At 61.8% G+C, this 20,087-nt stretch carries 20 protein-coding genes; 17 read left to right on the forward strand and 3 right to left on the reverse strand.

What is annotated here, in order from left to right; translation table 11 throughout:
• Nucleotides 1-16: 16 nt before the first annotated feature.
• The 13 genes from nifD (at nucleotide 17) to nifM (ending at nucleotide 12,488) form a co-directional block, all read left to right on the forward strand.
• Complete coding sequence (gene nifD / locus CDA56_RS10040; RefSeq protein ID WP_014230022.1) at nucleotides 17-1,465, forward strand: nitrogenase molybdenum-iron protein alpha chain; 1,449 nt, start codon at nucleotides 17-19, stop codon at nucleotides 1,463-1,465.
• Between the two features lie 55 nt (nucleotides 1,466-1,520).
• Nucleotides 1,521-3,083, forward strand: coding sequence for a nitrogenase molybdenum-iron protein subunit beta (nifK, locus tag CDA56_RS10045; RefSeq protein WP_004852393.1), 1,563 nt, complete (start codon nucleotides 1,521-1,523; stop codon nucleotides 3,081-3,083).
• Between the two features lie 39 nt (nucleotides 3,084-3,122).
• Nucleotides 3,123-3,341: a putative nitrogen fixation protein NifT gene (nifT, locus tag CDA56_RS10050; protein WP_004122392.1), complete on the forward strand. Its 219-nt coding sequence runs from the start codon at nucleotides 3,123-3,125 to the stop codon at nucleotides 3,339-3,341.
• Between the two features lie 10 nt (nucleotides 3,342-3,351).
• Nucleotides 3,352-4,014: a NifB/NifX family molybdenum-iron cluster-binding protein gene (locus tag CDA56_RS10055; RefSeq protein ID WP_104011308.1), complete on the forward strand. Its 663-nt coding sequence runs from the start codon at nucleotides 3,352-3,354 to the stop codon at nucleotides 4,012-4,014.
• 338 nt (nucleotides 4,015-4,352) lie between these two features.
• Nucleotides 4,353-5,726: a nitrogenase iron-molybdenum cofactor biosynthesis protein NifE gene (nifE, locus tag CDA56_RS10060; protein ID WP_104011309.1), complete on the forward strand. Its 1,374-nt coding sequence runs from the start codon at nucleotides 4,353-4,355 to the stop codon at nucleotides 5,724-5,726.
• Nucleotides 5,727-5,736: 10 nt separating this feature from the next.
• Nucleotides 5,737-7,122, forward strand: a complete 1,386-nt coding sequence (gene nifN / locus CDA56_RS10065) for a nitrogenase iron-molybdenum cofactor biosynthesis protein NifN (RefSeq protein WP_104011310.1) — start codon at nucleotides 5,737-5,739, stop codon at nucleotides 7,120-7,122.
• Nucleotides 7,109-7,579: a NifB/NifX family molybdenum-iron cluster-binding protein gene (locus CDA56_RS10070; RefSeq protein ID WP_014230028.1), complete on the forward strand. Its 471-nt coding sequence runs from the start codon at nucleotides 7,109-7,111 to the stop codon at nucleotides 7,577-7,579. Before nifN ends, CDA56_RS10070 begins: the two co-directional genes overlap by 14 nt.
• A 194-nt stretch (nucleotides 7,580-7,773) precedes the next feature.
• Nucleotides 7,774-8,598: a Fe-S cluster assembly protein NifU gene (gene nifU / locus CDA56_RS10075; protein WP_014230029.1), complete on the forward strand. Its 825-nt coding sequence runs from the start codon at nucleotides 7,774-7,776 to the stop codon at nucleotides 8,596-8,598.
• A 30-nt stretch (nucleotides 8,599-8,628) separates the two neighbouring features.
• A complete protein-coding gene (gene nifS / locus CDA56_RS10080; protein ID WP_102803417.1) occupies nucleotides 8,629-9,831 on the forward strand; it encodes a cysteine desulfurase NifS in 1,203 nt (400 codons plus the stop codon).
• A 14-nt stretch (nucleotides 9,832-9,845) separates the two neighbouring features.
• On the forward strand, nucleotides 9,846-10,988 hold the full coding sequence (gene nifV / locus CDA56_RS10085; protein WP_104011311.1) for a homocitrate synthase: 1,143 nt from the start codon (nucleotides 9,846-9,848) through the stop codon (nucleotides 10,986-10,988).
• Nucleotides 10,988-11,248, forward strand: a complete 261-nt coding sequence (locus CDA56_RS10090; protein ID WP_014230032.1) for a nitrogenase-stabilizing/protective protein NifW — start codon at nucleotides 10,988-10,990, stop codon at nucleotides 11,246-11,248. The genes nifV and CDA56_RS10090 overlap by 1 nt, the downstream gene beginning before the upstream one ends.
• A complete protein-coding gene (locus CDA56_RS10095) occupies nucleotides 11,245-11,691 on the forward strand; it encodes a nitrogen fixation protein NifZ (protein WP_046877504.1) in 447 nt (148 codons plus the stop codon). The genes CDA56_RS10090 and CDA56_RS10095 overlap by 4 nt, the downstream gene beginning before the upstream one ends.
• Nucleotides 11,688-12,488 (forward strand): nitrogen fixation protein NifM, encoded by an 801-nt coding sequence (gene nifM, locus CDA56_RS10100; RefSeq protein ID WP_046877505.1) that lies wholly within the window; start codon nucleotides 11,688-11,690, stop codon nucleotides 12,486-12,488. The genes CDA56_RS10095 and nifM overlap by 4 nt, the downstream gene beginning before the upstream one ends.
• A gap of 22 nt (nucleotides 12,489-12,510) precedes the next feature.
• Here nifM and CDA56_RS10105 read toward each other — a convergent pair whose 3' ends face one another.
• The gene (locus CDA56_RS10105; protein WP_025107735.1) at nucleotides 12,511-13,041 is read right to left on the reverse strand and encodes a flavodoxin; all 531 of its coding nucleotides are present in this window, start codon (nucleotides 13,039-13,041) and stop codon (nucleotides 12,511-12,513) included.
• A gap of 320 nt (nucleotides 13,042-13,361) precedes the next feature.
• On the opposite strand from CDA56_RS10105, the gene nifL reads away from it, so the two are divergent.
• The 4 genes from nifL to CDA56_RS10125 all read left to right on the forward strand — a co-directional run bounded on the left by nifL (nucleotide 13,362) and on the right by CDA56_RS10125 (nucleotide 18,494).
• Complete coding sequence (nifL, locus tag CDA56_RS10110) at nucleotides 13,362-14,849, forward strand: nitrogen fixation negative regulator NifL (RefSeq protein ID WP_104011312.1); 1,488 nt, start codon at nucleotides 13,362-13,364, stop codon at nucleotides 14,847-14,849.
• Nucleotides 14,846-16,420, forward strand: coding sequence for a nif-specific transcriptional activator NifA (gene nifA, locus CDA56_RS10115; protein WP_009654466.1), 1,575 nt, complete (start codon nucleotides 14,846-14,848; stop codon nucleotides 16,418-16,420). The genes nifL and nifA overlap by 4 nt, the downstream gene beginning before the upstream one ends.
• Before the next feature lie 164 nt (nucleotides 16,421-16,584).
• On the forward strand, nucleotides 16,585-17,991 hold the full coding sequence (gene nifB, locus CDA56_RS10120; protein WP_104011313.1) for a nitrogenase cofactor biosynthesis protein NifB: 1,407 nt from the start codon (nucleotides 16,585-16,587) through the stop codon (nucleotides 17,989-17,991).
• Complete coding sequence (locus CDA56_RS10125) at nucleotides 17,991-18,494, forward strand: nitrogen fixation protein NifQ (protein WP_004852408.1); 504 nt, start codon at nucleotides 17,991-17,993, stop codon at nucleotides 18,492-18,494. Before nifB ends, CDA56_RS10125 begins: the two co-directional genes overlap by 1 nt.
• A 73-nt stretch (nucleotides 18,495-18,567) precedes the next feature.
• Here CDA56_RS10125 and CDA56_RS10130 read toward each other — a convergent pair whose 3' ends face one another.
• Nucleotides 18,568-19,926, reverse strand: coding sequence for an APC family permease (locus CDA56_RS10130; protein WP_004122426.1), 1,359 nt, complete (start codon nucleotides 19,924-19,926; stop codon nucleotides 18,568-18,570).
• Entirely contained in the window at nucleotides 19,916-19,978 is a 63-nt protein-coding gene (yoeI, locus tag CDA56_RS31680) for a membrane protein YoeI (protein ID WP_096335043.1), read from the reverse strand. The genes CDA56_RS10130 and yoeI overlap by 11 nt, the downstream gene beginning before the upstream one ends.
• Nucleotides 19,979-20,087 lie beyond the last annotated feature (109 nt).

The following is a 20,087-nucleotide window of genomic DNA, read 5'->3' on the forward strand; positions in this document are numbered from 1 at the left end:
GCACAGGACAATTATGATGACCAACGCAACGGGCGAACGTAATCTGGCGCTGATCCAGGAAGTCCTGGAGGTGTTCCCGGAAACCGCGCGAAAAGAGCGCAGAAAGCACATGATGGTCAGCGATCCGCAAATGGAGAGCGTCGGCAAGTGCATTATCTCTAACCGCAAATCACAACCCGGCGTGATGACCGTGCGCGGCTGCGCCTACGCCGGTTCCAAAGGGGTGGTATTCGGGCCAATCAAGGATATGGCCCACATCTCGCACGGGCCGGTCGGCTGCGGCCAGTATTCCCGCGCCGGACGACGCAATTACTACACCGGGGTCAGCGGCGTCGATAGCTTCGGCACGCTGAACTTCACCTCTGATTTTCAGGAGCGCGACATCGTCTTCGGCGGCGATAAAAAGCTCAGCAAGCTGATTGAAGAGATGGAGCTGCTGTTCCCGCTCACCAAAGGGATCACCATTCAGTCGGAATGCCCGGTAGGGCTGATCGGCGATGATATCAGCGCGGTGGCCAACGCCAGCAGCAAAGCGCTGGATAAACCGGTGATCCCGGTACGCTGCGAAGGCTTTCGCGGCGTCTCGCAGTCGCTGGGGCACCATATCGCCAACGACGTGGTGCGCGACTGGATCCTTAACAATCGCGAAGGACAGCCGTTTGAAACCACCCCTTACGATGTGGCGATCATCGGCGACTACAACATCGGCGGCGACGCCTGGGCCTCGCGCATTCTGCTGGAAGAGATGGGGCTACGGGTGGTCGCGCAGTGGTCCGGCGACGGCACGCTGGTGGAGATGGAGAACACCCCATTCGTCAAGCTGAACCTGGTTCACTGTTACCGTTCGATGAACTATATCGCCCGCCATATGGAGGAGAAACATCAGATTCCGTGGATGGAGTACAACTTCTTCGGGCCGACCAAAATCGCCGAATCGCTGCGCAAAATCGCCGACCAGTTCGACGATACCATTCGCGCGAACGCCGAAGCGGTGATCGCCAGATATGAGGGGCAGATGGCGGCGATTATCGCCAAATATCGCCCGCGCCTGGAGGGGCGTAAGGTGCTGCTCTATATGGGCGGCCTGCGGCCACGCCACGTTATCGGCGCCTACGAGGATCTCGGGATGGAGATCATCGCCGCCGGCTACGAGTTTGCCCATAACGATGACTACGACCGCACCCTGCCGGATCTGAAAGAGGGCACGCTGCTGTTCGATGACGCCAGCAGCTATGAGCTGGAAGCGTTCGTCAAGGCGCTGAAGCCCGACCTTATCGGCTCCGGCATCAAGGAAAAATATATCTTCCAGAAAATGGGCGTGCCGTTCCGCCAGATGCACTCGTGGGACTATTCCGGCCCTTACCACGGCTACGATGGTTTCGCCATTTTCGCCCGCGATATGGATATGACCCTGAACAACCCGGCGTGGAACGAACTGACCGCCCCGTGGCTGAAGTCTGCGTGATTGCCCACTCACTGTCCCGTCTGTTCACCGATTTGTGGCGCGGGAGGAGAACACCATGAGCCAAACGATTGATAAAATTAATAGCTGTTATCCGCTATTCGAACAGGATGAATACCAGGAGCTGTTTCGCAATAAGCGGCAGCTGGAAGAGGCGCACGATGCGCAGCGCGTGCAGGAGGTCTTTGCCTGGACCACCACCGCCGAGTATGAAGCGCTGAACTTCCAGCGCGAGGCGCTGACCGTTGACCCGGCGAAAGCCTGCCAGCCGCTTGGTGCGGTGCTTTGCTCGCTGGGATTTGCCAACACCCTGCCGTACGTGCACGGCTCTCAGGGGTGCGTGGCCTACTTTCGCACCTATTTTAACCGCCATTTCAAAGAGCCGATCGCCTGCGTCTCCGACTCGATGACCGAAGACGCGGCGGTCTTCGGCGGCAACAACAATATGAATCTGGGCCTGCAGAACGCCAGCGCGCTGTACAAACCGGAGATCATTGCGGTGTCCACCACCTGCATGGCGGAAGTTATCGGCGATGACCTGCAGGCGTTTATCGCCAACGCTAAAAAAGATGGCTTCGTCGACAGCAGCATCGCCGTGCCCCACGCCCATACGCCAAGCTTTATCGGCAGCCACGTCACCGGCTGGGATAACATGTTTGAAGGCTTCGCCAAAACCTTTACCGCGGACTATCAGGGGCAGCCGGGCAAACTGCCGAAGCTCAATCTGGTGACCGGCTTTGAAACCTATCTCGGCAACTTCCGCGTATTAAAGCGGATGATGGAACAGATGGCGGTACCGTGCAGCCTGCTCTCCGATCCGTCGGAAGTACTCGACACGCCCGCCGACGGCCACTACCGGATGTATTCCGGCGGCACCACGCAGCAGGAGATGAAAGAGGCCCCTGACGCCATCGATACGCTACTCCTGCAGCCGTGGCAGCTGCTGAAGAGCAAAAAAGTGGTGCAGGAGATGTGGAACCAACCCGCCACCGAGGTCGCCATTCCGCTGGGGCTGGCCGCCACCGATGAACTGCTGATGACCGTCAGCCAGCTTAGCGGCAAGCCAATTGCCGACGCCCTCACCCTTGAGCGCGGCCGGCTGGTTGACATGATGCTCGATTCCCACACCTGGCTGCACGGCAAGAAGTTTGGCCTGTACGGCGATCCGGACTTCGTGATGGGCCTCACCCGCTTCCTGCTGGAGCTGGGCTGCGAGCCGACGGTGATCCTGAGCCATAACGCCAACAAACGCTGGCAAAAAGCGATGAAGAAAATGCTCGATGCCTCGCCGTACGGGCGCGATAGCGAAGTGTTTATCAACTGCGATTTGTGGCACTTCCGTTCGCTGATGTTCACCCGTCAGCCGGACTTTATGATCGGCAACTCCTACGGCAAATTTATCCAGCGCGATACCCTGGCGAAGGGCAAAGCCTTTGAAGTGCCGCTTATCCGCCTCGGCTTTCCGCTGTTCGACCGCCACCATCTGCACCGCCAGACAACCTGGGGTTATGAAGGGGCGATGAACATTGTGACGACGCTGGTGAACGCCGTGCTGGAGAAACTGGATAGCGATACCAGCCAGCTGGGCAAAACCGATTACAGCTTCGATCTCGTCCGTTAACCATCAGGTGCCCCGCGTCATGCGGGGCCAGGAGGGAGTATGCCCATCGTGATTTTCCGTGAGCGCGGCGCGGACCTGTACGCCTATATCGCGAAACAGGATCTGGAAGCGCGAGTGATCCAGATTGAGCATAACGACGCTGAACGCTGGGGCGGCGCGATTTCGCTGGAGGGGGGACGCCGCTACTACGTGCATCCGCAGCCGGGGCGTCCCGTCTTTCCGATAAGCCTGCGCGCGACGCGCAATACCTTGATATAAGGAGCTGGTGATGCCCGACAACGATACCCTATTCTGGCGTATGCTGGCGCTGTTTCAGTCCCTGCCGGACCTGCAGCCGGCGCAAATCGTCGACTGGCTGGCGCAGGAGAGCGGCGAGACGCTGACGCCAGCGCGTCTGGCGACCCTGACCCAGCCGCAGCTGGCCGCCAGCTTTCCCTCCGCGACGGCGGTGATGTCCCCCGCACGCTGGTCGCGGGTGATGGCGAGCCTGCAGGGCGCGCTGCCCGCCCATTTACGCATCGTTCGCCCTGCCCAGCGCACGCCGCAGCTGCTGGCGGCATTTTGCTCCCAGGATGGGCTGGTGATTAACGGCCATTTCGGCCAGGGACGACTGTTTTTTATCTACGCGTTCGATGAGCAAGGCGGCTGGCTGCACGATCTGCGCCGCTATCCCTCCGCCGCCCACCAGCAGGAGGCCAACGAAGTGCGCGCCCGGCTTATTGAGGACTGTCAGCTGCTGTTTTGCCAGGAGATCGGCGGGCCCGCCGCCGCGCGGCTGATCCGCCATCGCATCCACCCGATGAAAGCGCAGCCCGGGACGACGATTCATGCGCAGTGCGAGGCGATCAATACGCTGCTGGCCGGCCGTTTGCCGCCGTGGCTGGCGAAGCGGCTTAACCGGGATAATCCTCTGGAAGAACGCGTTTTTTAATCCCTGTTTTGTGCTTGTTGCCCGCTGACCCCGCGGGCTTTTTTTTGCGTATGGACGCTCTTCCCGCGTGAGGGTCAGGCATTATTCCGTTCAGGGGAATATTCCGTTCACGGTTGTTCCGGGCTTCTTGATGCGCCTCCCCCCCTCGCTGCCAGCCTTCCAGCAACAAATAGCCATGCCAGCGCGATAGGTCGTAAAGCATTACATGCCGTCAATCCCTTGTCCGATTGTTGGCTTTGTCGCAAAGCCAACAACCCTTTTTCTTTAAATATCAAGGCACCGCTTATGGAGCGCGAATTGCATCTTCCCCCTCATCCCCCACCGTCAACGAGGTCACTATGAAGGGAAATGAAATTCTGGCGCTGCTGGATGAACCGGCTTGTGAACACAACCATAAACAAAAATCCGGCTGCAGCGCGCCCAAACCCGGCGCCACCGCCGGCGGCTGCGCGTTCGACGGCGCGCAGATAACCCTGCTGCCCATCGCCGACGTGGCGCATCTGGTCCACGGCCCGATCGGCTGCGCCGGAAGCTCATGGGATAACCGCGGCAGCGCCAGCTCCGGCCCCACCCTTAATCGGCTCGGGTTCACCACCGATCTCAACGAACAGGACGTGATTATGGGCCGCGGCGAACGCCGCCTGTTTCACGCCGTGCGCCATATCGTCACCCGCTATCATCCGGCGGCGGTCTTTATCTACAACACCTGCGTACCGGCCATGGAGGGCGATGACCTCGAAGCGGTATGCCAGGCCGCGCAGACCGCCACCGGCGTACCGGTTATCGCCATTGACGCCGCCGGTTTCTACGGCAGTAAAAATCTCGGTAACCGGCTGGCCGGCGAGGTCATGGTGAAACGGGTAATCGGTCAGCGCGAGCCCGCGCCCTGGCCGGAGAGCACGCCCTTTGCCCCGGAGCAGCGTCACGATATTGGCCTGATTGGCGAATTCAATATTGCCGGCGAGTTCTGGCATATTCAGCCGCTGCTCGACGAGCTGGGGATCCGCGTACTCGGCAGCCTCTCCGGCGATGGCCGTTTCGCCGAGATCCAGACCATGCATCGGGCGCAGGCCAATATGCTGGTCTGCTCGCGGGCGCTAATTAACGTCGCCAGAGCCCTGGAGCTGCGCTACGGCACGCCGTGGTTCGAAGGCAGCTTCTACGGGATCCGCGCCACCTCCGACGCCCTGCGCCAGCTGGCGGCGCTGCTGGGCGACGACGACCTTAGCCAGCGCACCGAAGCGCTGATTGCGCGGGAGGAACAGGCGGCGGAACTGGCGCTACAGCCGTGGCGCGAACGGCTGCGCGGCCGCAAAGCGCTGCTCTATACCGGCGGGGTGAAATCCTGGTCGGTGGTCTCGGCGCTGCAGGATTTGGGCATGACCGTGGTGGCAACCGGTACGCGTAAATCCACCGAAGAGGATAAACAGCGGATCCGCGAGCTGATGGGCGAAGAGGCGGTAATGCTGGAAGAGGGCAACGCCCGCACGCTGCTGGATGTGGTCTATCGCTATCAGGCCGACCTGATGATTGCCGGCGGACGCAATATGTACACCGCCTATAAAGCCAGGCTGCCGTTTCTCGATATCAATCAGGAGCGCGAACACGCCTTTGCCGGCTACAAGGGGATCGTCACCCTCGCCCGCCAGCTGTGTCAGACCATCGACAGTCCCATCTGGCCGCAAACCCATGCCCGCGCCCCGTGGCACTAAGGAGTTCACCATGGCAGACATTTTCCGCACCGATAAACCGCTGGCGGTCAGCCCGATCAAGACCGGCCAGCCGCTCGGCGCAATCCTCGCCAGCCTCGGGATCGAACACAGTATCCCTCTGGTCCACGGCGCGCAGGGATGCAGCGCCTTCGCCAAAGTCTTTTTTATTCAACACTTCCACGACCCGGTTCCCCTGCAGTCGACGGCGATGGACCCCACCTCGACGATTATGGGCGCGGACGGCAATATTTTCACCGCCCTGGATACCCTCTGCCAGCGCAACGCGCCGCAGGCTATCGTGCTGCTCAGTACCGGGCTGTCTGAGGCTCAGGGCAGCGACATTTCCCGCGTGGTTCGCCAGTTTCGCGAAGAGTATTCCCGGCACAAGGGCGTGGCGATATTAACCGTTAACACGCCGGATTTTTATGGTTCCATGGAAAACGGCTTCAGCGCGGTGCTCGAGAGCGTCATTGAGCAGTGGGTTGCGCCGACGCCGCGCCCGGCTCAGCGCAATCGCCGGGTCAACCTGCTGGTCAGCCACCTCTGCTCGCCGGGCGATATCGAGTGGCTGCGCCGATGCGTCGAAGCCTTTGGTCTGCAGCCGATAATCCTGCCGGACCTGGCGCAATCGATGGATGGGCACCTGGCGCAAGGCGATTTCTCGCCGCTGACCCAGGGCGGGACGCCGCTGCGCCAGATAGAACAGATGGGACAAAGCCTGTGCAGCTTCGCCATTGGCGTCTCCCTCCACCGCGCGTCATCGCTGCTGACCCCGCGCTGCCGGGGCGAGGTTATCGCCCTGCCGCACCTGATGACCCTCGATCGCTGCGACGCTTTTATTCATCAACTGGCGAAAATTTCCGGACGCGCCGTTCCCGCGTGGCTGGAGCGCCAGCGCGGCCAGCTGCAGGATGCGATGATCGACTGTCATATGTGGCTTCAGGGCCAGCGCATGGCGATAGCGGCGGAAGGCGATCTGCTGGCGGCGTGGTGTGATTTCGCCAACAGCCAGGGGATGCAGCCCGGCCCGCTGGTGGCCCCTACCGGCCATCCCAGCCTGCGCCAGCTGCCGGTGGAACGCGTGGTGCCGGGAGATCTGGAGGATCTGCAAACGCTGCTGTGCGCCCAACCCGCCGACCTGCTGGTGGCCAACTCCCACGCCTGCGACCTGGCGGAGCAGTTTGCGCTGCCGCTGGTGCGCGCGGGTTTTCCGATCTTTGACAAGCTCGGTGAATTCCGCCGGGTGCGTCAGGGGTACTGCGGAATGCGCGATACGCTGTTCGAGCTGGCAAACCTGATGCGCGAGCGCCATCACCACCTCGCCCGCTACCGATCGCCGCTTCGCCAGAACACCGAATCTTCACTCTCCACAGGAGGCGCCTATGCCGCCGATTAACCGTCAGTTTGATATGGTCCACTCCGATGAGTGGTCTATGAAGGTCGCCTTCGCCAGTTCCGACTATCGTCATGTCGATCAGCATTTTGGCGCCACGCCGCGGCTGGTGGTATACGGCGTCAAGGCGGATCGGGTCACCCTGATCCGGGTGGTTGATTTCTCCGTTGAGAACGGCCACCAGACGGAGAAGATCGCCAGGCGGATCCACGCCCTTGAGGATTGCGTCACGCTGTTCTGCGTGGCGATTGGCGACGCGGTTTTTCGTCAGCTGTTGCAGGTCGGCGTCCGCGCCGAACGCGTTCCCGCCGATACCACCATCGTCGGCTTACTGCAGGAGATCCAGCTTTACTGGTACGACAAAGGTCAGCGCAAAAATGCGCGCCAGCGCGACCCGGAGCGCTTTACCCGTCTGCTGCAGGAACAGGAGTGGCATGAGGAACCGGACCCGCGCCGCTAGCCGTGTCGTTTGTGTGACAAAGCCCACAAAACATCCCGACACTGTCGGGCGCGTCTTGTCAGGGCAAAATATAACAAATTGAAAATATTGCATTTTATTCTCTGGTATCGCATTTGCTAGTTCGTTAACGCCACCGCACTCCTGCGGTGAACCGCGCCCCGGCGTTTTCCGTCATCATCCCTGGAGCTGACAGCATGTGGAATTACTCCGAGAAAGTGAAAGACCATTTTTTTAATCCCCGCAACGCGCGCGTGGTGGACAACGCCAACGCGGTAGGCGATGTGGGGTCATTAAGCTGCGGCGACGCGCTGCGCCTGATGCTGCGCGTTGACCCGCAAAGCGAAATTATCCAGGAAGCGGGCTTCCAGACCTTCGGCTGCGGCAGCGCCATCGCCTCCTCCTCCGCGCTGACGGAGCTGATTATCGGCCATACCCTGGCCGAAGCCGGGCAGATAACCAATCAGCAGATTGCCGATTATCTCGACGGGCTACCGCCGGAGAAAATGCACTGCTCGGTGATGGGCCAGGAGGCCCTGCGCGCGGCTATCGCCAACTTTCGCGGCGAAAGCCTGGAGGAGGAGCATGAGGAGGGCAAGCTGATCTGCAAATGCTTCGGCGTCGATGAAGGACACATTCGCCGCGCGGTGCAGAACAACGGCCTGACCACCCTTGAAGAGGTGATCAACTACACCAAAGCGGGCGGCGGCTGCACCGCCTGCCACGAAAAAATCGAGCTGGCGCTGGCGGAGATCCTCGCGCAGCCGCCGCAGACGCCGCCCGCTGCGGCCAGCGGCAAAGATCCGCACTGGCAGAGCGTCGTCGAGACCATCGCTGAACTGCGCCCGCATATTCAGGCCGACGGCGGCGATATGTCGCTGCTCAGCGTCGCCAACCACCAGGTGACCGTCAGCCTCTCCGGCAGCTGTAGCGGCTGCATGATGACCGATATGACCCTGGCCTGGCTGCAGCAAAAACTGATGGAACGTACCGGCTGTTATATGGAAGTGGTGGCGGCCTGAGCCGCGGTTAACTGACCCTAGGGGGACAAGATGAAACAGGTTTATCTCGATAACAACGCCACCACCCGTCTGGACCCAATGGTTCTGGAAGCGATGATGCCCTTTTTGACCGACTTTTACGGCAACCCCTCGTCGATACACGATTTTGGCATACCGGCCCAGGCGGCTCTGGAGCGCGCGCATCAACAGGCTGCGGCGCTGCTGGGCGCGGAGTATCCCAGCGAGATCATCTTTACCTCCTGCGCCACCGAAGCTACCGCCACCGCCATCGCCTCGGCCATCGCCCTGCTGCCGGAGCGGCGCGAAATTATCACCAGCGCGGTCGAACATCCGGCGACGCTGGCGGCCTGCGAGCACCTGGAGCGCCAGGGCTACCAGATCCATCGCATCGCGGTGGATAGCGAGGGAGCGCTGGACATGGCGCAGTTCCGCGCCGCGCTCAGCCCGCGCGTCGCGCTGGTCAGCGTGATGTGGGCGAATAACGAAACCGGGGTGCTTTTCCCGATCGCCGAAATGGCGGAGCTGGCCCATGAACAAGGGGCGCTGTTTCACTGCGATGCGGTACAGGTGGTGGGCAAAATGCCGATTGCCGTGGGCGAGACCCGCATCGACATGCTCTCCTGCTCGGCGCATAAGTTTCACGGACCAAAAGGCGTAGGCTGCCTCTATCTGCGCCGGGGAACGCGCTTTCGCCCGCTGCTGCGCGGCGGTCATCAGGAGTACGGTCGGCGCGCCGGGACGGAAAATATCTGCGGAATCGTCGGCATGGGCGCGGCCTGCGAGCTGGCGAATATTCATCTGCCGGGAATGGCGCATATCGGCCAGCTGCGCGACAGGCTGGAGCATCGCCTGCTGGCCTGCGTGCCGTCGGTCATGGTGATGGGCGGTAGCCAGCCGCGGGTGCCCGGCACGGCGAATCTGGCCTTTGAGTTTATTGAGGGTGAGGCCATTCTGCTGCTGCTCAACCAGGCCGGGATCGCCGCCTCCAGCGGCAGCGCCTGCACGTCAGGCTCGCTGGAACCCTCCCACGTGATGCGGGCGATGAATATCCCCTATACCGCCGCCCACGGCACCATCCGCTTTTCCCTCTCGCGCTACACCCGGGAGAAAGAGATCGATTACGTCGTCACCGCGCTGCCGCCGATTATCGACCGACTGCGCGCGCTGTCGCCCTACTGGCACAACGGCAAGCCGCGCCCGGCGGACGCCGTCTTCACGCCGGTTTACGGCTAAGGCGGAGGTGGCTGATGGGACGCGTGCTGATTAACGATACCACCCTGCGCGACGGCGAACAGAGCCCCGGCGTCGCCTTTCGCACCAGCGAAAAGGTCGCCATTGCCGAGGCGCTTTATGCCGCAGGGATTACGGCGATGGAGGTCGGCACCCCGGCGATGGGGGACGAGGAGATCGCGCGGATCCAGCTGGTGCGTCGCCAGCTGCCCGACGCGACGCTGATGACCTGGTGCCGGATGAACGCGCTGGAAATCCGCCAGAGCGCCGATCTGGGCGTTGACTGGGTGGATATTTCGATTCCGGCTTCAGATAAGCTGCGGCAGTACAAACTGCGCGAGCCGCTAACGGTGCTGCTGGAGCGGCTGGCGATGTTTATCCACCTTGCGCATACGCTCGGTCTGCAGGTATGCATCGGCTGCGAGGACGCCTCGCGCGCCGGGGGCCAGGCCCTGCGCGCTATCGCCGAGGTCGCGCAGCAGTGCGGCGCCGCCCGCCTGCGCTATGCCGATACGGTCGGCCTGCTCGATCCCCTCACCACCGCGGCGCAAATCTCGGCCCTGCGCGAAGTCTGGGCCGGGGAAATCGAAATGCACGCCCACAACGACCTGGGTATGGCCACCGCCAATACGCTGGCGGCGGTAAGCGCCGGGGCCACCAGCGTGAATACGACGATCCTCGGCCTCGGCGAGCGGGCGGGCAACGCGGCGCTGGAAACCGTCGCGCTGGGCCTGGAGCGCTGCCTCGGCGTGAAGACCGGCGTGCATTTTCCAGCGCTGCCCGCGCTCTGTCAGAGGGTCGCCGAAGCCGCCCAGCGCGCCATCGACCCGCAGCAGCCGCTGGTCGGCGAGCTGGTGTTTACCCATGAATCAGGGGTCCACGTGGCGGCGCTGCTGCGCGACAGCGAGAGCTATCAGTCGATCGCCCCTTCCCTGATGGGCCGCAGCTACCGGCTGGTGCTGGGTAAACACTCCGGGCGTCAGGCGGTCAACGGCGTATTTGACCAGATGGGCTATCACCTTAACGCCGCGCAAATTAACCAGCTGCTGCCCGCCATCCGCCGCTTCGCCGAGAACTGGAAGCGCAGCCCGAAAGATTATGAGCTGGTGGCTATCTACGACGAGCTGTGCGGTGAATCCGCCCTGCGGGCGAGGGGGTAATGATGGAGTGGTTTTATCAAATTCCCGGCGTGGACGAACTTCGCTCCGCCGAATCCTTTTTCCAGTTTTTCGCCGTCCCCTACCAGCCCGAGCTGCTTGGCCGCTGCTGCCTGCCAGTGCTGGCAACCTTTCACCGCAAACTGCGCGCCGAGGTGCCGCTGCAAAACCGGCTGGAGGAAAACGCCCGCGCTCACTGGCTGCTGGCGCGACGACTGCTCGCAGAGAGCTATCAGCAACAGTTTCAGGAGAGCGGAACATGAGACCGAAATTCACCTTTAGCGAAGAGGTCCGCGTCGTACGCGCGATTCGTAACGACGGCACCGTGGCGGGCTTTGCCCCCGGCGCGCTGCTGGTCAGGCGCGGCAGCACCGGCTTTGTGCGCGACTGGGGCGTTTTTTTGCAGGATCAAATTATCTACCAGATCCACTTTCCGGAGAGCGATCGGATCATCGGCTGCCGCGAACAGGAGCTGATCCCCATCACCCAGCCGTGGCTGGCCGGAAACTTGCAATACGGTGATAACGTCGCCTGCCAGATGGCGCTCGCGGTCAACGGCGAAGTCGTCGTGGCCGTCGGCCAGCGGGGACGCATCGAGGCGACCGATCGCGGAGAGACCGGCGACAGCTACACCGTGGACTTTAGCGGCCGCTGGTTCAGGGTTCCGGCGCGGGCCATCACCCTTATAGAGGAGAGAGAAGAATGAACCCATGGCAACGTTTTGCCCGGCAGCGGCTGGCGCGCAGCCGCTGGAATAGCGACCCGACGGCCCTGGAGCCGGACGATACGCAGGCTTTTGAACAGGCCTGGCAACGTCAGTGCCGCATGGAGCAGGCGATCGTCGCGCGGGTCCCGGAAAGCGATATTCCGGCGGCGCTGCTGGAGAATATCGCCGCCTCCCTTGCCGTCTGGCTCGACGAGGGGGAATTTACGCCGCCGGAGCGCGCAGCCATCGTGCTGCATCACGCCCGACTGGAGGTCGGCTTTACCGATATCGCCCGCCAGGCGCCGCAGCCGGATCTCTCCACGGTGCAGGCCTGGTACCTGCGCCACCAGACGCAGTTTATGCGCCCGGAGCAGCGTCTGACCCGCCACCTGCTGCTGACGGTCGATGGCGACCGCGAAGCCGTACACCAGCGGATCCTCGGCCTGTATCGGCAAATCAACGCCTCCCGGGACGCGTTTGCTCCGCTGGCTCGCCGTCATTCCCACTGCCCAAGCGCCCTGGAAGAGGGCCGTCTGGGCTGGATTAGCCGCGGGCTGCTCTATCCCCAACTCGAGACCGCGCTGTTTTCACTGGCGGAAAACGCCCTGAGCCTCCCCGTCGCCAGCGAACTGGGGTGGCATCTTTTATGGTGTGAAGCAATTCGTCCCGCCGCGCCCATGGAGCCGCAGCAGGCGCTGGAGAGCGCGCGCGATTATCTTTGGCAGCAGAGCCAGCAGCGCCATCAGCGCCAGTGGCTGGAACAAACGATTTCCCGTCAGCCGGGCCTGTGCGGGTAGCCTCGCGGCTACCCGTTAACGCCTACAGCACCGCGCGTTTAATTTCCTCAAGCCAGCTCGCCAGACGCGCTTCGGTCTGGTCGAACTGGTTATCCTGATCCAGCACCAGCCCAATAAAGCGTTCGCCTTCCAGCGCCGCAGAGGCGCTGAATTCATAGCCCTCATTTGGCCAGCTGCCGATTATCTGCGCGCCGCGCGCGCGCAGAGCGTCGTACAGCGGACGCATCCCGCTAACGAAGTTGTCCGGGTAGCCTTTCTGGTCGCCGAGGCCGAACAGCGCCACGGTTTTCCCGCTCAGGCTGGCGTCGTCGAGGCCGCTGATGAATTCGCTCCATGATTCGCCTTCGCATCCGGCCTCAAGCCCCGGCAGCTGGCCGTCGCCGAGCGTCGGCGTGCCCAGCAGCAGCACCGGATAGGCCATAAAGTCGTCCAGCGTCGTGCGGTTAATGTTGACCGGGGCATCCGCCAGCTCGCCCAGCTGTTTGTGGATCATTTTCGCGATTTTGCGGGTTTTACCGGTATCGGTGCCAAAGAAAATACCAATGTTCGCCATATTGCGCTCCTGTCGGAAAGGGGGTTAAAAACACGCGTTCTCGCAGAGGTATTGCGAAGGTTGTGCCAGGTTTCTTTGCACTATCGCGGCTCACCCCTGCCCCAAAACGATCGCTTCCGCGCCCGCCCGCCGCCCGCAGCGGGGCCGGCGGGCCGCTTAAAATGAAAAAAGCGCTGGGTTTTCCCCTACCGGATCAATGTTTCTGCTTATCACGCCGATAAGGGCGCACGCTTTGCATGGTTATCGAGATTCGACAAACGCCGCGGCGTTCTCGTCACGGTGTCGGACAAATTGTCATAACTGCGACACAGGAGTTTGCGATGACCCTGAATATGATGCTCGATAACGCCGTACCCGAGGCGATTGCCGGTGCGCTGACTCAACAACATCCGGGGCTATTTTTTACGATGGTCGAACAGGCATCGGTAGCCATTTCCCTCACCGACGCCCGGGCGAATATTATCTACGCCAACCCGGCGTTTTGCCGCCAGAGCGGATATTCGCTGGCGCAACTGCTCAATCAAAACCCGCGCCTGCTGGCCAGCAGCCAGACGCCGCGAGAAATCTACCAGCAGATGTGGCAAACCCTGCTTCAGCGCCAGCCGTGGCGCGGCCAGCTGATTAATCAGCGCCGCGACGGCGGCCTGTATCTGGTGGATATCGACATCACGCCGGTGCTGAATCCCCAGGGCGAGCTGGAGCATTATCTGGCGATGCAGCGGGACATCAGCGTCAGCTATACCCTGGAACAGCGACTGCGCAATCATATGACGCTGATGGAGGCGGTGCTCAACAACATCCCCGCCGCCGTGGTCGTGGTGGATGAGCAGGATCGGGTGGTGATGGATAATCTCGCCTATAAAACGTACTGCGCGGACTGCGGCGGAAAAGAGCTGCTGGTCGAGCTCCAGATTTCACCGCGCAAAATGGGGCCCGGCGCGGAGCAAATCCTGCCGGTAGTGGTTCGCGGCGCGGTGCGCTGGCTGTCGGTGACCTGCTGGGGGCTGCCCGGCGTAAGCGAAGAAGCCAGCCGCTATTTTGTCGACAGCGCCCCGGCGCGCACGCTGGTGGTGATCGCCGACTGCACCCAGCAGCGCCAGCAGCAGGAGCAGGGCCGTCTCGACCGTCTGAAGCAGCAGATGACCGCCGGAAAGCTGCTGGCCGCCATTCGCGAGTCGCTGGACGCGGCGCTGATTCAGCTTAATTGCCCGATCAATATGCTGGCGGCGGCCCGTCGGCTGAACGGCGAAGGCAGCGGCAACGTGGCGCTGGACGCGGCGTGGCGCGAAGGCGAAGAGGCCATGGCGCGACTGCAGCGCTGCCGCCCTTCTCTCGAGCTGGAAAGCAGCGCCGTCTGGCCGCTTCAGCCCTTCTTTGACGACCTGTACGCCCTCTACCGCACCCGCTTTGACGATCGCGCGCGGCTGCAGGTGGACATGGCATCACCGCATCTGGTCGGCTTCGGCCAGCGTACCCAGATGCTGGCCTGCTTAAGTTTATGGCTCGATCGGACGCTGGCCCTCGCCGCCGAGCTGCCCTCCGTACCGCTGGAGATCGAGCTTTATGCCGAAGAGGACGAGGGCTGGCTCTCGCTGTATCTCAACGACAATGTCCCGCTGCTGCAGGTGCGCTACGCCCACTCCCCCGATGCCTTAAACTCTCCCGGCAAAGGGATGGAGCTGCGGCTGATCCAAACGCTGGTCGCCTACCACCGCGGCGCGATTGAACTGGCTTCGCGCCCGCAGGGAGGCACCAGCCTCGTTCTGCGATTCCCGCTCTTTGATACCCTGACCGGAGGTGAGCAATGATCCATAAATCCGATTCGGACACTACCGTCAGGCGCTTCGATCTCTCCCAACAGTTTACCGCCATGCAGCGGATAAGCGTGGTGCTGAGCCGCGCTACCGAAGCGAGCAAAACCCTGCAGGAGGTGCTGAGCGTTTTACATAACGATGCGTTTATGCAGCACGGGATGATTTGCCTGTACGACAGCCAGCAGGAGATCCTGAGCATCGAAGCACTGCAGCAAACGGAAAACCAGACGCTGCCCGGCAGTACGCAAATTCGCTACCGGCCGGGGGAAGGACTGGTCGGTACCGTACTGGCGCAGGGCCAGTCGCTGGTGCTGCCGCGCGTCGCCGATGACCAACGCTTTCTCGATCGTCTGAGCCTGTACGACTACGACCTGCCGTTTATCGCCGTTCCGCTAATGGGCCCCCATTCCCGGCCCATCGGCGTACTGGCGGCGCAGCCGATGGCGCGTCAGGAAGAGCGGCTGCCCGCCTGCACGCGCTTTCTCGAAACCGTCGCCAATCTGATCGCCCAGACGATTCGCCTGATGATCCTGCCTACCTCCGCCGCGCAGCCGCCGCAGCAGAGCCCCAGAATAGAGCGCCCGCGGGCGTGTACCCCTTCGCGCGGTTTCGGCCTGGAGAATATGGTCGGCAAAAGCCCGGCGATGCGGCAGATTATGGACATTATCCGTCAGGTCTCCCGCTGGGATACCACGGTGCTGGTACGCGGCGAGAGCGGCACCGGGAAAGAGCTGATCGCCAACGCCATTCATCATAATTCCCCGCGCGCCGCCGCCGCATTCGTCAAATTTAACTGCGCGGCGCTGCCGGACAATCTGCTGGAGAGCGAGCTGTTCGGCCATGAGAAAGGCGCGTTTACCGGCGCGGTGCGCCAGCGGAAAGGCCGCTTTGAGCTGGCGGACGGCGGCACCTTATTCCTCGATGAGATCGGCGAAAGCAGCGCCTCGTTTCAGGCCAAGCTGCTGCGAATTCTGCAAGAAGGAGAGATGGAGCGCGTCGGCGGCGATGAAACCCTGCGCGTCAACGTACGCATCATCGCGGCGACCAACCGCCACCTGGAAGAGGAGGTACGGCTGGGGCATTTCCGCGAAGACCTTTACTACCGCCTGAACGTGATGCCTATCGCGCTGCCGCCGCTGCGCGAGCGCCAGGAGGATATCGCCGAACTGGCGCATTTCCTGGTACGAAAAATCGCCCACAGCCAGGGGCGAACGCTGCGCATCAGCGATGGGGCAATTCGCCTGCTGATGGAGTACAGCTGGCCGGGAAACGTCCGCGAACTGGAAAACTGTCTCGAACGTTCGGCGGTGATGTCGGAAAGCGGCCTGATCGACCGGGACGTGATTCTGTTCAACCATCGCGATAACCCGCCGAAAGCGCTGCCCAACGGCGGCCAGACGGAAGATGGCTGGCTCGACAACAGCCTCGACGAGCGCCAGCGGCTGATTGCCGCCCTGGAAAAAGCGGGCTGGGTGCAGGCCAAAGCGGCGCGGCTGCTCGGGATGACGCCGCGTCAGGTGGCGTATCGCATTCAGATCATGGATATCACCATGCCGCGACTGTGAAGCGTTATGTGAGATTCAGGACATTGTCGCCAGCGCGGCGGAATTGCGACAATTTTACCTGGCCGGCTGTCAGCTAAAGCGTTTATTTTTCATAGCATTGCAAAAAACCCCTCTGGTATAGCATTTGCAGCAGGAAGGTATCGCCCAACCACGAAGGTACGACCATGACTTCCTGCTCCTCTTTTTCTGGCGGCAAATCCTGCCGCCCGGCGGATGACAGCGCCCTGACGCCGCTTGTGGCCGATAAAGCTGCCGCGCACCCCTGCTACTCTCGCAATGGGCATCACCGTTTCGCGCGGATGCATCTGCCCGTCGCGCCCGCCTGCAATTTGCAGTGCAACTACTGTAATCGCAAATTCGATTGCAGCAACGAGTCCCGCCCCGGGGTATCGTCAACGCTGCTGACGCCTGAACAGGCGGTCGTGAAAGTGCGTCAGGTCGCGCAGGCGATCCCGCAGCTTTCGGTGGTGGGCATCGCCGGGCCCGGCGATCCGCTCGCCAATATCGCCCGCACCTTTCGCACCCTGGCGCTGATCCGCGAACAGCTGCCGGACCTGAAATTATGCCTGTCGACCAACGGACTGATGCTGCCAGACGCGGTGGACCGCCTGCTGGATGTCGGCGTTGACCACGTCACGGTCACCATTAACACCCTCGACGCGGAGATTGCCGCGCAAATCTACGCCTGGCTATGGCTGGACGGCGAGCGCTACAGCGGATGCGAAGCGGGAGAGATTCTGATTGCCCGTCAGCTGGAGGGCGTGCGCAGGCTGACCGCCCAGGGCGTGCTGGTGAAAATAAATTCGGTGCTGATCCCCGGCATCAACGATAGCGGCATGGCCGACGTGAGCCGCGCGCTGCGGGCCAGCGGCGCGTTTATCCATAATATTATGCCGCTGATCGCCAGGCCGGAGCACGGCACGGTGTTTGGCCTCAACGGCCAGCCGGAGCCGGACGCAGAGACGCTCGCCGCCACCCGCAGCCGGTGCGGAGAAGTGATGCCGCAGATGACCCACTGCCACCAGTGCCGCGCCGACGCCATCGGGATGCTTGGCGAAGACCGCAGCCAACAGTTTACCCAGCTTCCGGCCCCGGAGAGCCTCCCGGCCTGGCTGCCGATCCTCCACCAGCGCGCGCAGCTGCATGCCAGCATTGCGACCCGCGGCGAATCTGAAGCCGATGACGCCTGCCTGGTCGCCGTGGCGTCAAGCCGCGGGGACGTGATTGATTGCCACTTTGGCCACACCGACCGGTTCTCTATCTACAGCCTCTCGGCCGCCGGCATGGTGCTGGTCAACGAACGGTTTACGCCCAAATATTGTCAGGGGCGCGAAGAGTGCGAGCCGCAGGATAACGCGGCCCGGTTCGCGGCGATCCTCGAACTGCTGGCGGACGTTAAAGCCGTATTCTGCGTGCGTATCGGCCATACGCCGTGGCAAATGCTGGAACAGGAAGGCATTGAACCGTGCGTTGACGGCGCATGGCGGCCGGTCTCCGAAGTGCTGCCAGCGTGGTGGCAACAGCGTCGGGGGAGCTGGCCTGCCGCGTTGCCGCATAAGGGGGTCGCCTGATGCCGCCGCTCGAATGGCTGCGGCGCTTATGGCTGCTGTACCACGCGGGTCAAGGCAGCTTTCCTCTGCGCATGGGTCTTAGCCCGCGCGACTGGCAGGCGCTGCGCCGGCGGTTGGGCGAGGCTGAAACGCCGCTGGACGGCGAGACGCTCACACGCCGCCGCCTGATGGCGGAGCTCAACGCCACCCGCGAAGAGGAGCGCCAGCAGCTGGGCGCATGGCTGGCGGGCTGGATGCAGCAGGAGGCCGGGCCGATGGCGCAGATTATCGCCGAGGTTTCGCTGGCGTTTAACCATCTCTGGCAGGATCTGGGCCTTGCGTCGCGCGCCGAACTGCGCCTGCTGATGCTCGACTGCTTTCCGCAGCTGGTGGCGATGAACGAACACAATATGCGCTGGAAAAAGTTCTTTTATCGTCAGCGCTGTTTGCTGCAGCAGGGAGAAGTTATCTGCCGGTCGCCAAGCTGCGACGAGTGCCGGGAGCGCAGCGCCTGTTTTGAGTAGCGGTTACCCGAAGGGGGACTGCAAACAAAAAAGCCGGAGGTTTCCCTCCGGCTTTTCACATCATCAAACGTGATTACGCGACGTCTTCGTACTGCGGTACCGGGTTGCGGAAGCTTTTGGTCACGCAGGCCAGGTAGACCAGACCAATACCGCCCCAGATCAGGCCGAGAACCATGGAGCTCTCTTCGAGGTTGATCCACAGTGCGCCGACGGTCAGCGCGCCGCACACCGGCAGAATCAGATAGTTGAAGTGGTCTTTCAGCGTTTTGTTGCGCTTTTCACGGATCCAGAACTGGGAGATCACCGACAGGTTAACGAAGGTGAATGCCACCAGCGCGCCGAAGTTAATCAACGCTGTCGCCGTGACGAGGTCGAATTTAATCGCCAGCAGGGCAATCGCGCCAACCAGCAGTACGTTCCACGCCGGAGTCCGCCATTTCGGATGCACGTAGCCGAAGAAACGCGTCGGGAACACGCCGTCGCGGCCCATCACGTACATCAGACGGGAAACGCCCGCGTGCGCGGCCATGCCGGACGCCAGTACGGTAACACTGGAGAAAATCAGCACGCCCCACTGGAAGGTTTTGCCCGCCACGTACAGCATGATTTCAGGCTGCGATGCGTCCGGATCCTTAAAGCGCGAGATATCCGGGAAGTACAGCTGCAGAAAGTAGGAAGCGCCGATAAAGATCAGGCCGCCAATCAGCGCGGTCAGGAAGATAGCCTTCGGGATCACGCGCTCCGCGTCTTTGGTCTCTTCAGACAGCGAAGAGATACCGTCGAAGCCGAGGAACGAGAAGCACAGGATGGTCGCGCCGGTAATCATCGGCACCACGTGCGCGCCTTCAGACCAGAACGGACGGGTGCTGGTCAGCGTGCCCGCGCCTTCACCGTGCATAACGCCGTAGATAATCAGGCCAACAATCACCGCCACGATGCCCATCTGCAGGATAACGATCAGGGTGTTGAAGTTCGCCACGGTCTTGATGCTGCGCAGGTTAGAGATGGTCATAAAGGCCACCAGCGCGACAACGAAGATCCACGATGGAATAGAAGGCACCAGCGCTTCAAAGTAAATTTTCGCCAGCAGAATGTTGATCATCGGCATGAACAGGTAGTCCAGCAGCGATGACCAGCCAACCATAAAGCCAACGGCCGGGCTAATGGATTTCTGCGCGTAGGTATAAGCGGAACCCGCCGACGGGAAACGGCGAACCAGTTTACCGTAGCTCAGCGCCGTGAAAAGAATGGCGATCAGCGCGAAGGCGTAAGCCGTCGCAACGTGACCATCAGTCAATCCAGAGACGATACCAAACGTATCGAACAGCGTCATCGGCTGCATATAGGCCAGGCCCATCATGACAACCGGAATCAACGTAAGCGTTTTACGTAATTCCACGCGAGAGGTTTTTGGAGTAGCGTTATGCGACATAGTTATCCCCTTTTACGGTGAACGCCAGCGCGTAAGCAAAAAATTGCCCCATTTCTTTGTATTCCTCAGCGACAACCACTGTCGGTTTTTAGTAAATATCTATCCGGTACGAAGCCCGGCCTCTTGGTATTGAATGATGTGTCTTTCAACCAAAAAAATAA

Origin of the sequence: Klebsiella michiganensis, assembly GCF_002925905.1 — a bacterium.
Lineage (GTDB): Bacteria > Pseudomonadota > Gammaproteobacteria > Enterobacterales > Enterobacteriaceae > Klebsiella > Klebsiella michiganensis.

Coding starts and splice junctions, on each gene's coding strand:
- nifD (WP_014230022.1), top strand. CDS start 17: ATGACCAACGCAACGGGCGAACGTAATCTGGCGCTGATCCAGGAAGTC.
- nifK (WP_004852393.1), top strand. CDS start 1,521: ATGAGCCAAACGATTGATAAAATTAATAGCTGTTATCCGCTATTCGAA.
- nifT (WP_004122392.1), top strand. CDS start 3,123: ATGCCCATCGTGATTTTCCGTGAGCGCGGCGCGGACCTGTACGCCTAT.
- CDA56_RS10055 (WP_104011308.1), top strand. CDS start 3,352: ATGCCCGACAACGATACCCTATTCTGGCGTATGCTGGCGCTGTTTCAG.
- nifE (WP_104011309.1), top strand. CDS start 4,353: ATGAAGGGAAATGAAATTCTGGCGCTGCTGGATGAACCGGCTTGTGAA.
- nifN (WP_104011310.1), top strand. CDS start 5,737: ATGGCAGACATTTTCCGCACCGATAAACCGCTGGCGGTCAGCCCGATC.
- CDA56_RS10070 (WP_014230028.1), top strand. CDS start 7,109: ATGCCGCCGATTAACCGTCAGTTTGATATGGTCCACTCCGATGAGTGG.
- nifU (WP_014230029.1), top strand. CDS start 7,774: ATGTGGAATTACTCCGAGAAAGTGAAAGACCATTTTTTTAATCCCCGC.
- nifS (WP_102803417.1), top strand. CDS start 8,629: ATGAAACAGGTTTATCTCGATAACAACGCCACCACCCGTCTGGACCCA.
- nifV (WP_104011311.1), top strand. CDS start 9,846: ATGGGACGCGTGCTGATTAACGATACCACCCTGCGCGACGGCGAACAG.
- CDA56_RS10090 (WP_014230032.1), top strand. CDS start 10,988: ATGATGGAGTGGTTTTATCAAATTCCCGGCGTGGACGAACTTCGCTCC.
- CDA56_RS10095 (WP_046877504.1), top strand. CDS start 11,245: ATGAGACCGAAATTCACCTTTAGCGAAGAGGTCCGCGTCGTACGCGCG.
- nifM (WP_046877505.1), top strand. CDS start 11,688: ATGAACCCATGGCAACGTTTTGCCCGGCAGCGGCTGGCGCGCAGCCGC.
- CDA56_RS10105 (WP_025107735.1), bottom strand. CDS start 13,041: ATGGCGAACATTGGTATTTTCTTTGGCACCGATACCGGTAAAACCCGC.
- nifL (WP_104011312.1), top strand. CDS start 13,362: ATGACCCTGAATATGATGCTCGATAACGCCGTACCCGAGGCGATTGCC.
- nifA (WP_009654466.1), top strand. CDS start 14,846: ATGATCCATAAATCCGATTCGGACACTACCGTCAGGCGCTTCGATCTC.
- nifB (WP_104011313.1), top strand. CDS start 16,585: ATGACTTCCTGCTCCTCTTTTTCTGGCGGCAAATCCTGCCGCCCGGCG.
- CDA56_RS10125 (WP_004852408.1), top strand. CDS start 17,991: ATGCCGCCGCTCGAATGGCTGCGGCGCTTATGGCTGCTGTACCACGCG.
- CDA56_RS10130 (WP_004122426.1), bottom strand. CDS start 19,926: ATGTCGCATAACGCTACTCCAAAAACCTCTCGCGTGGAATTACGTAAA.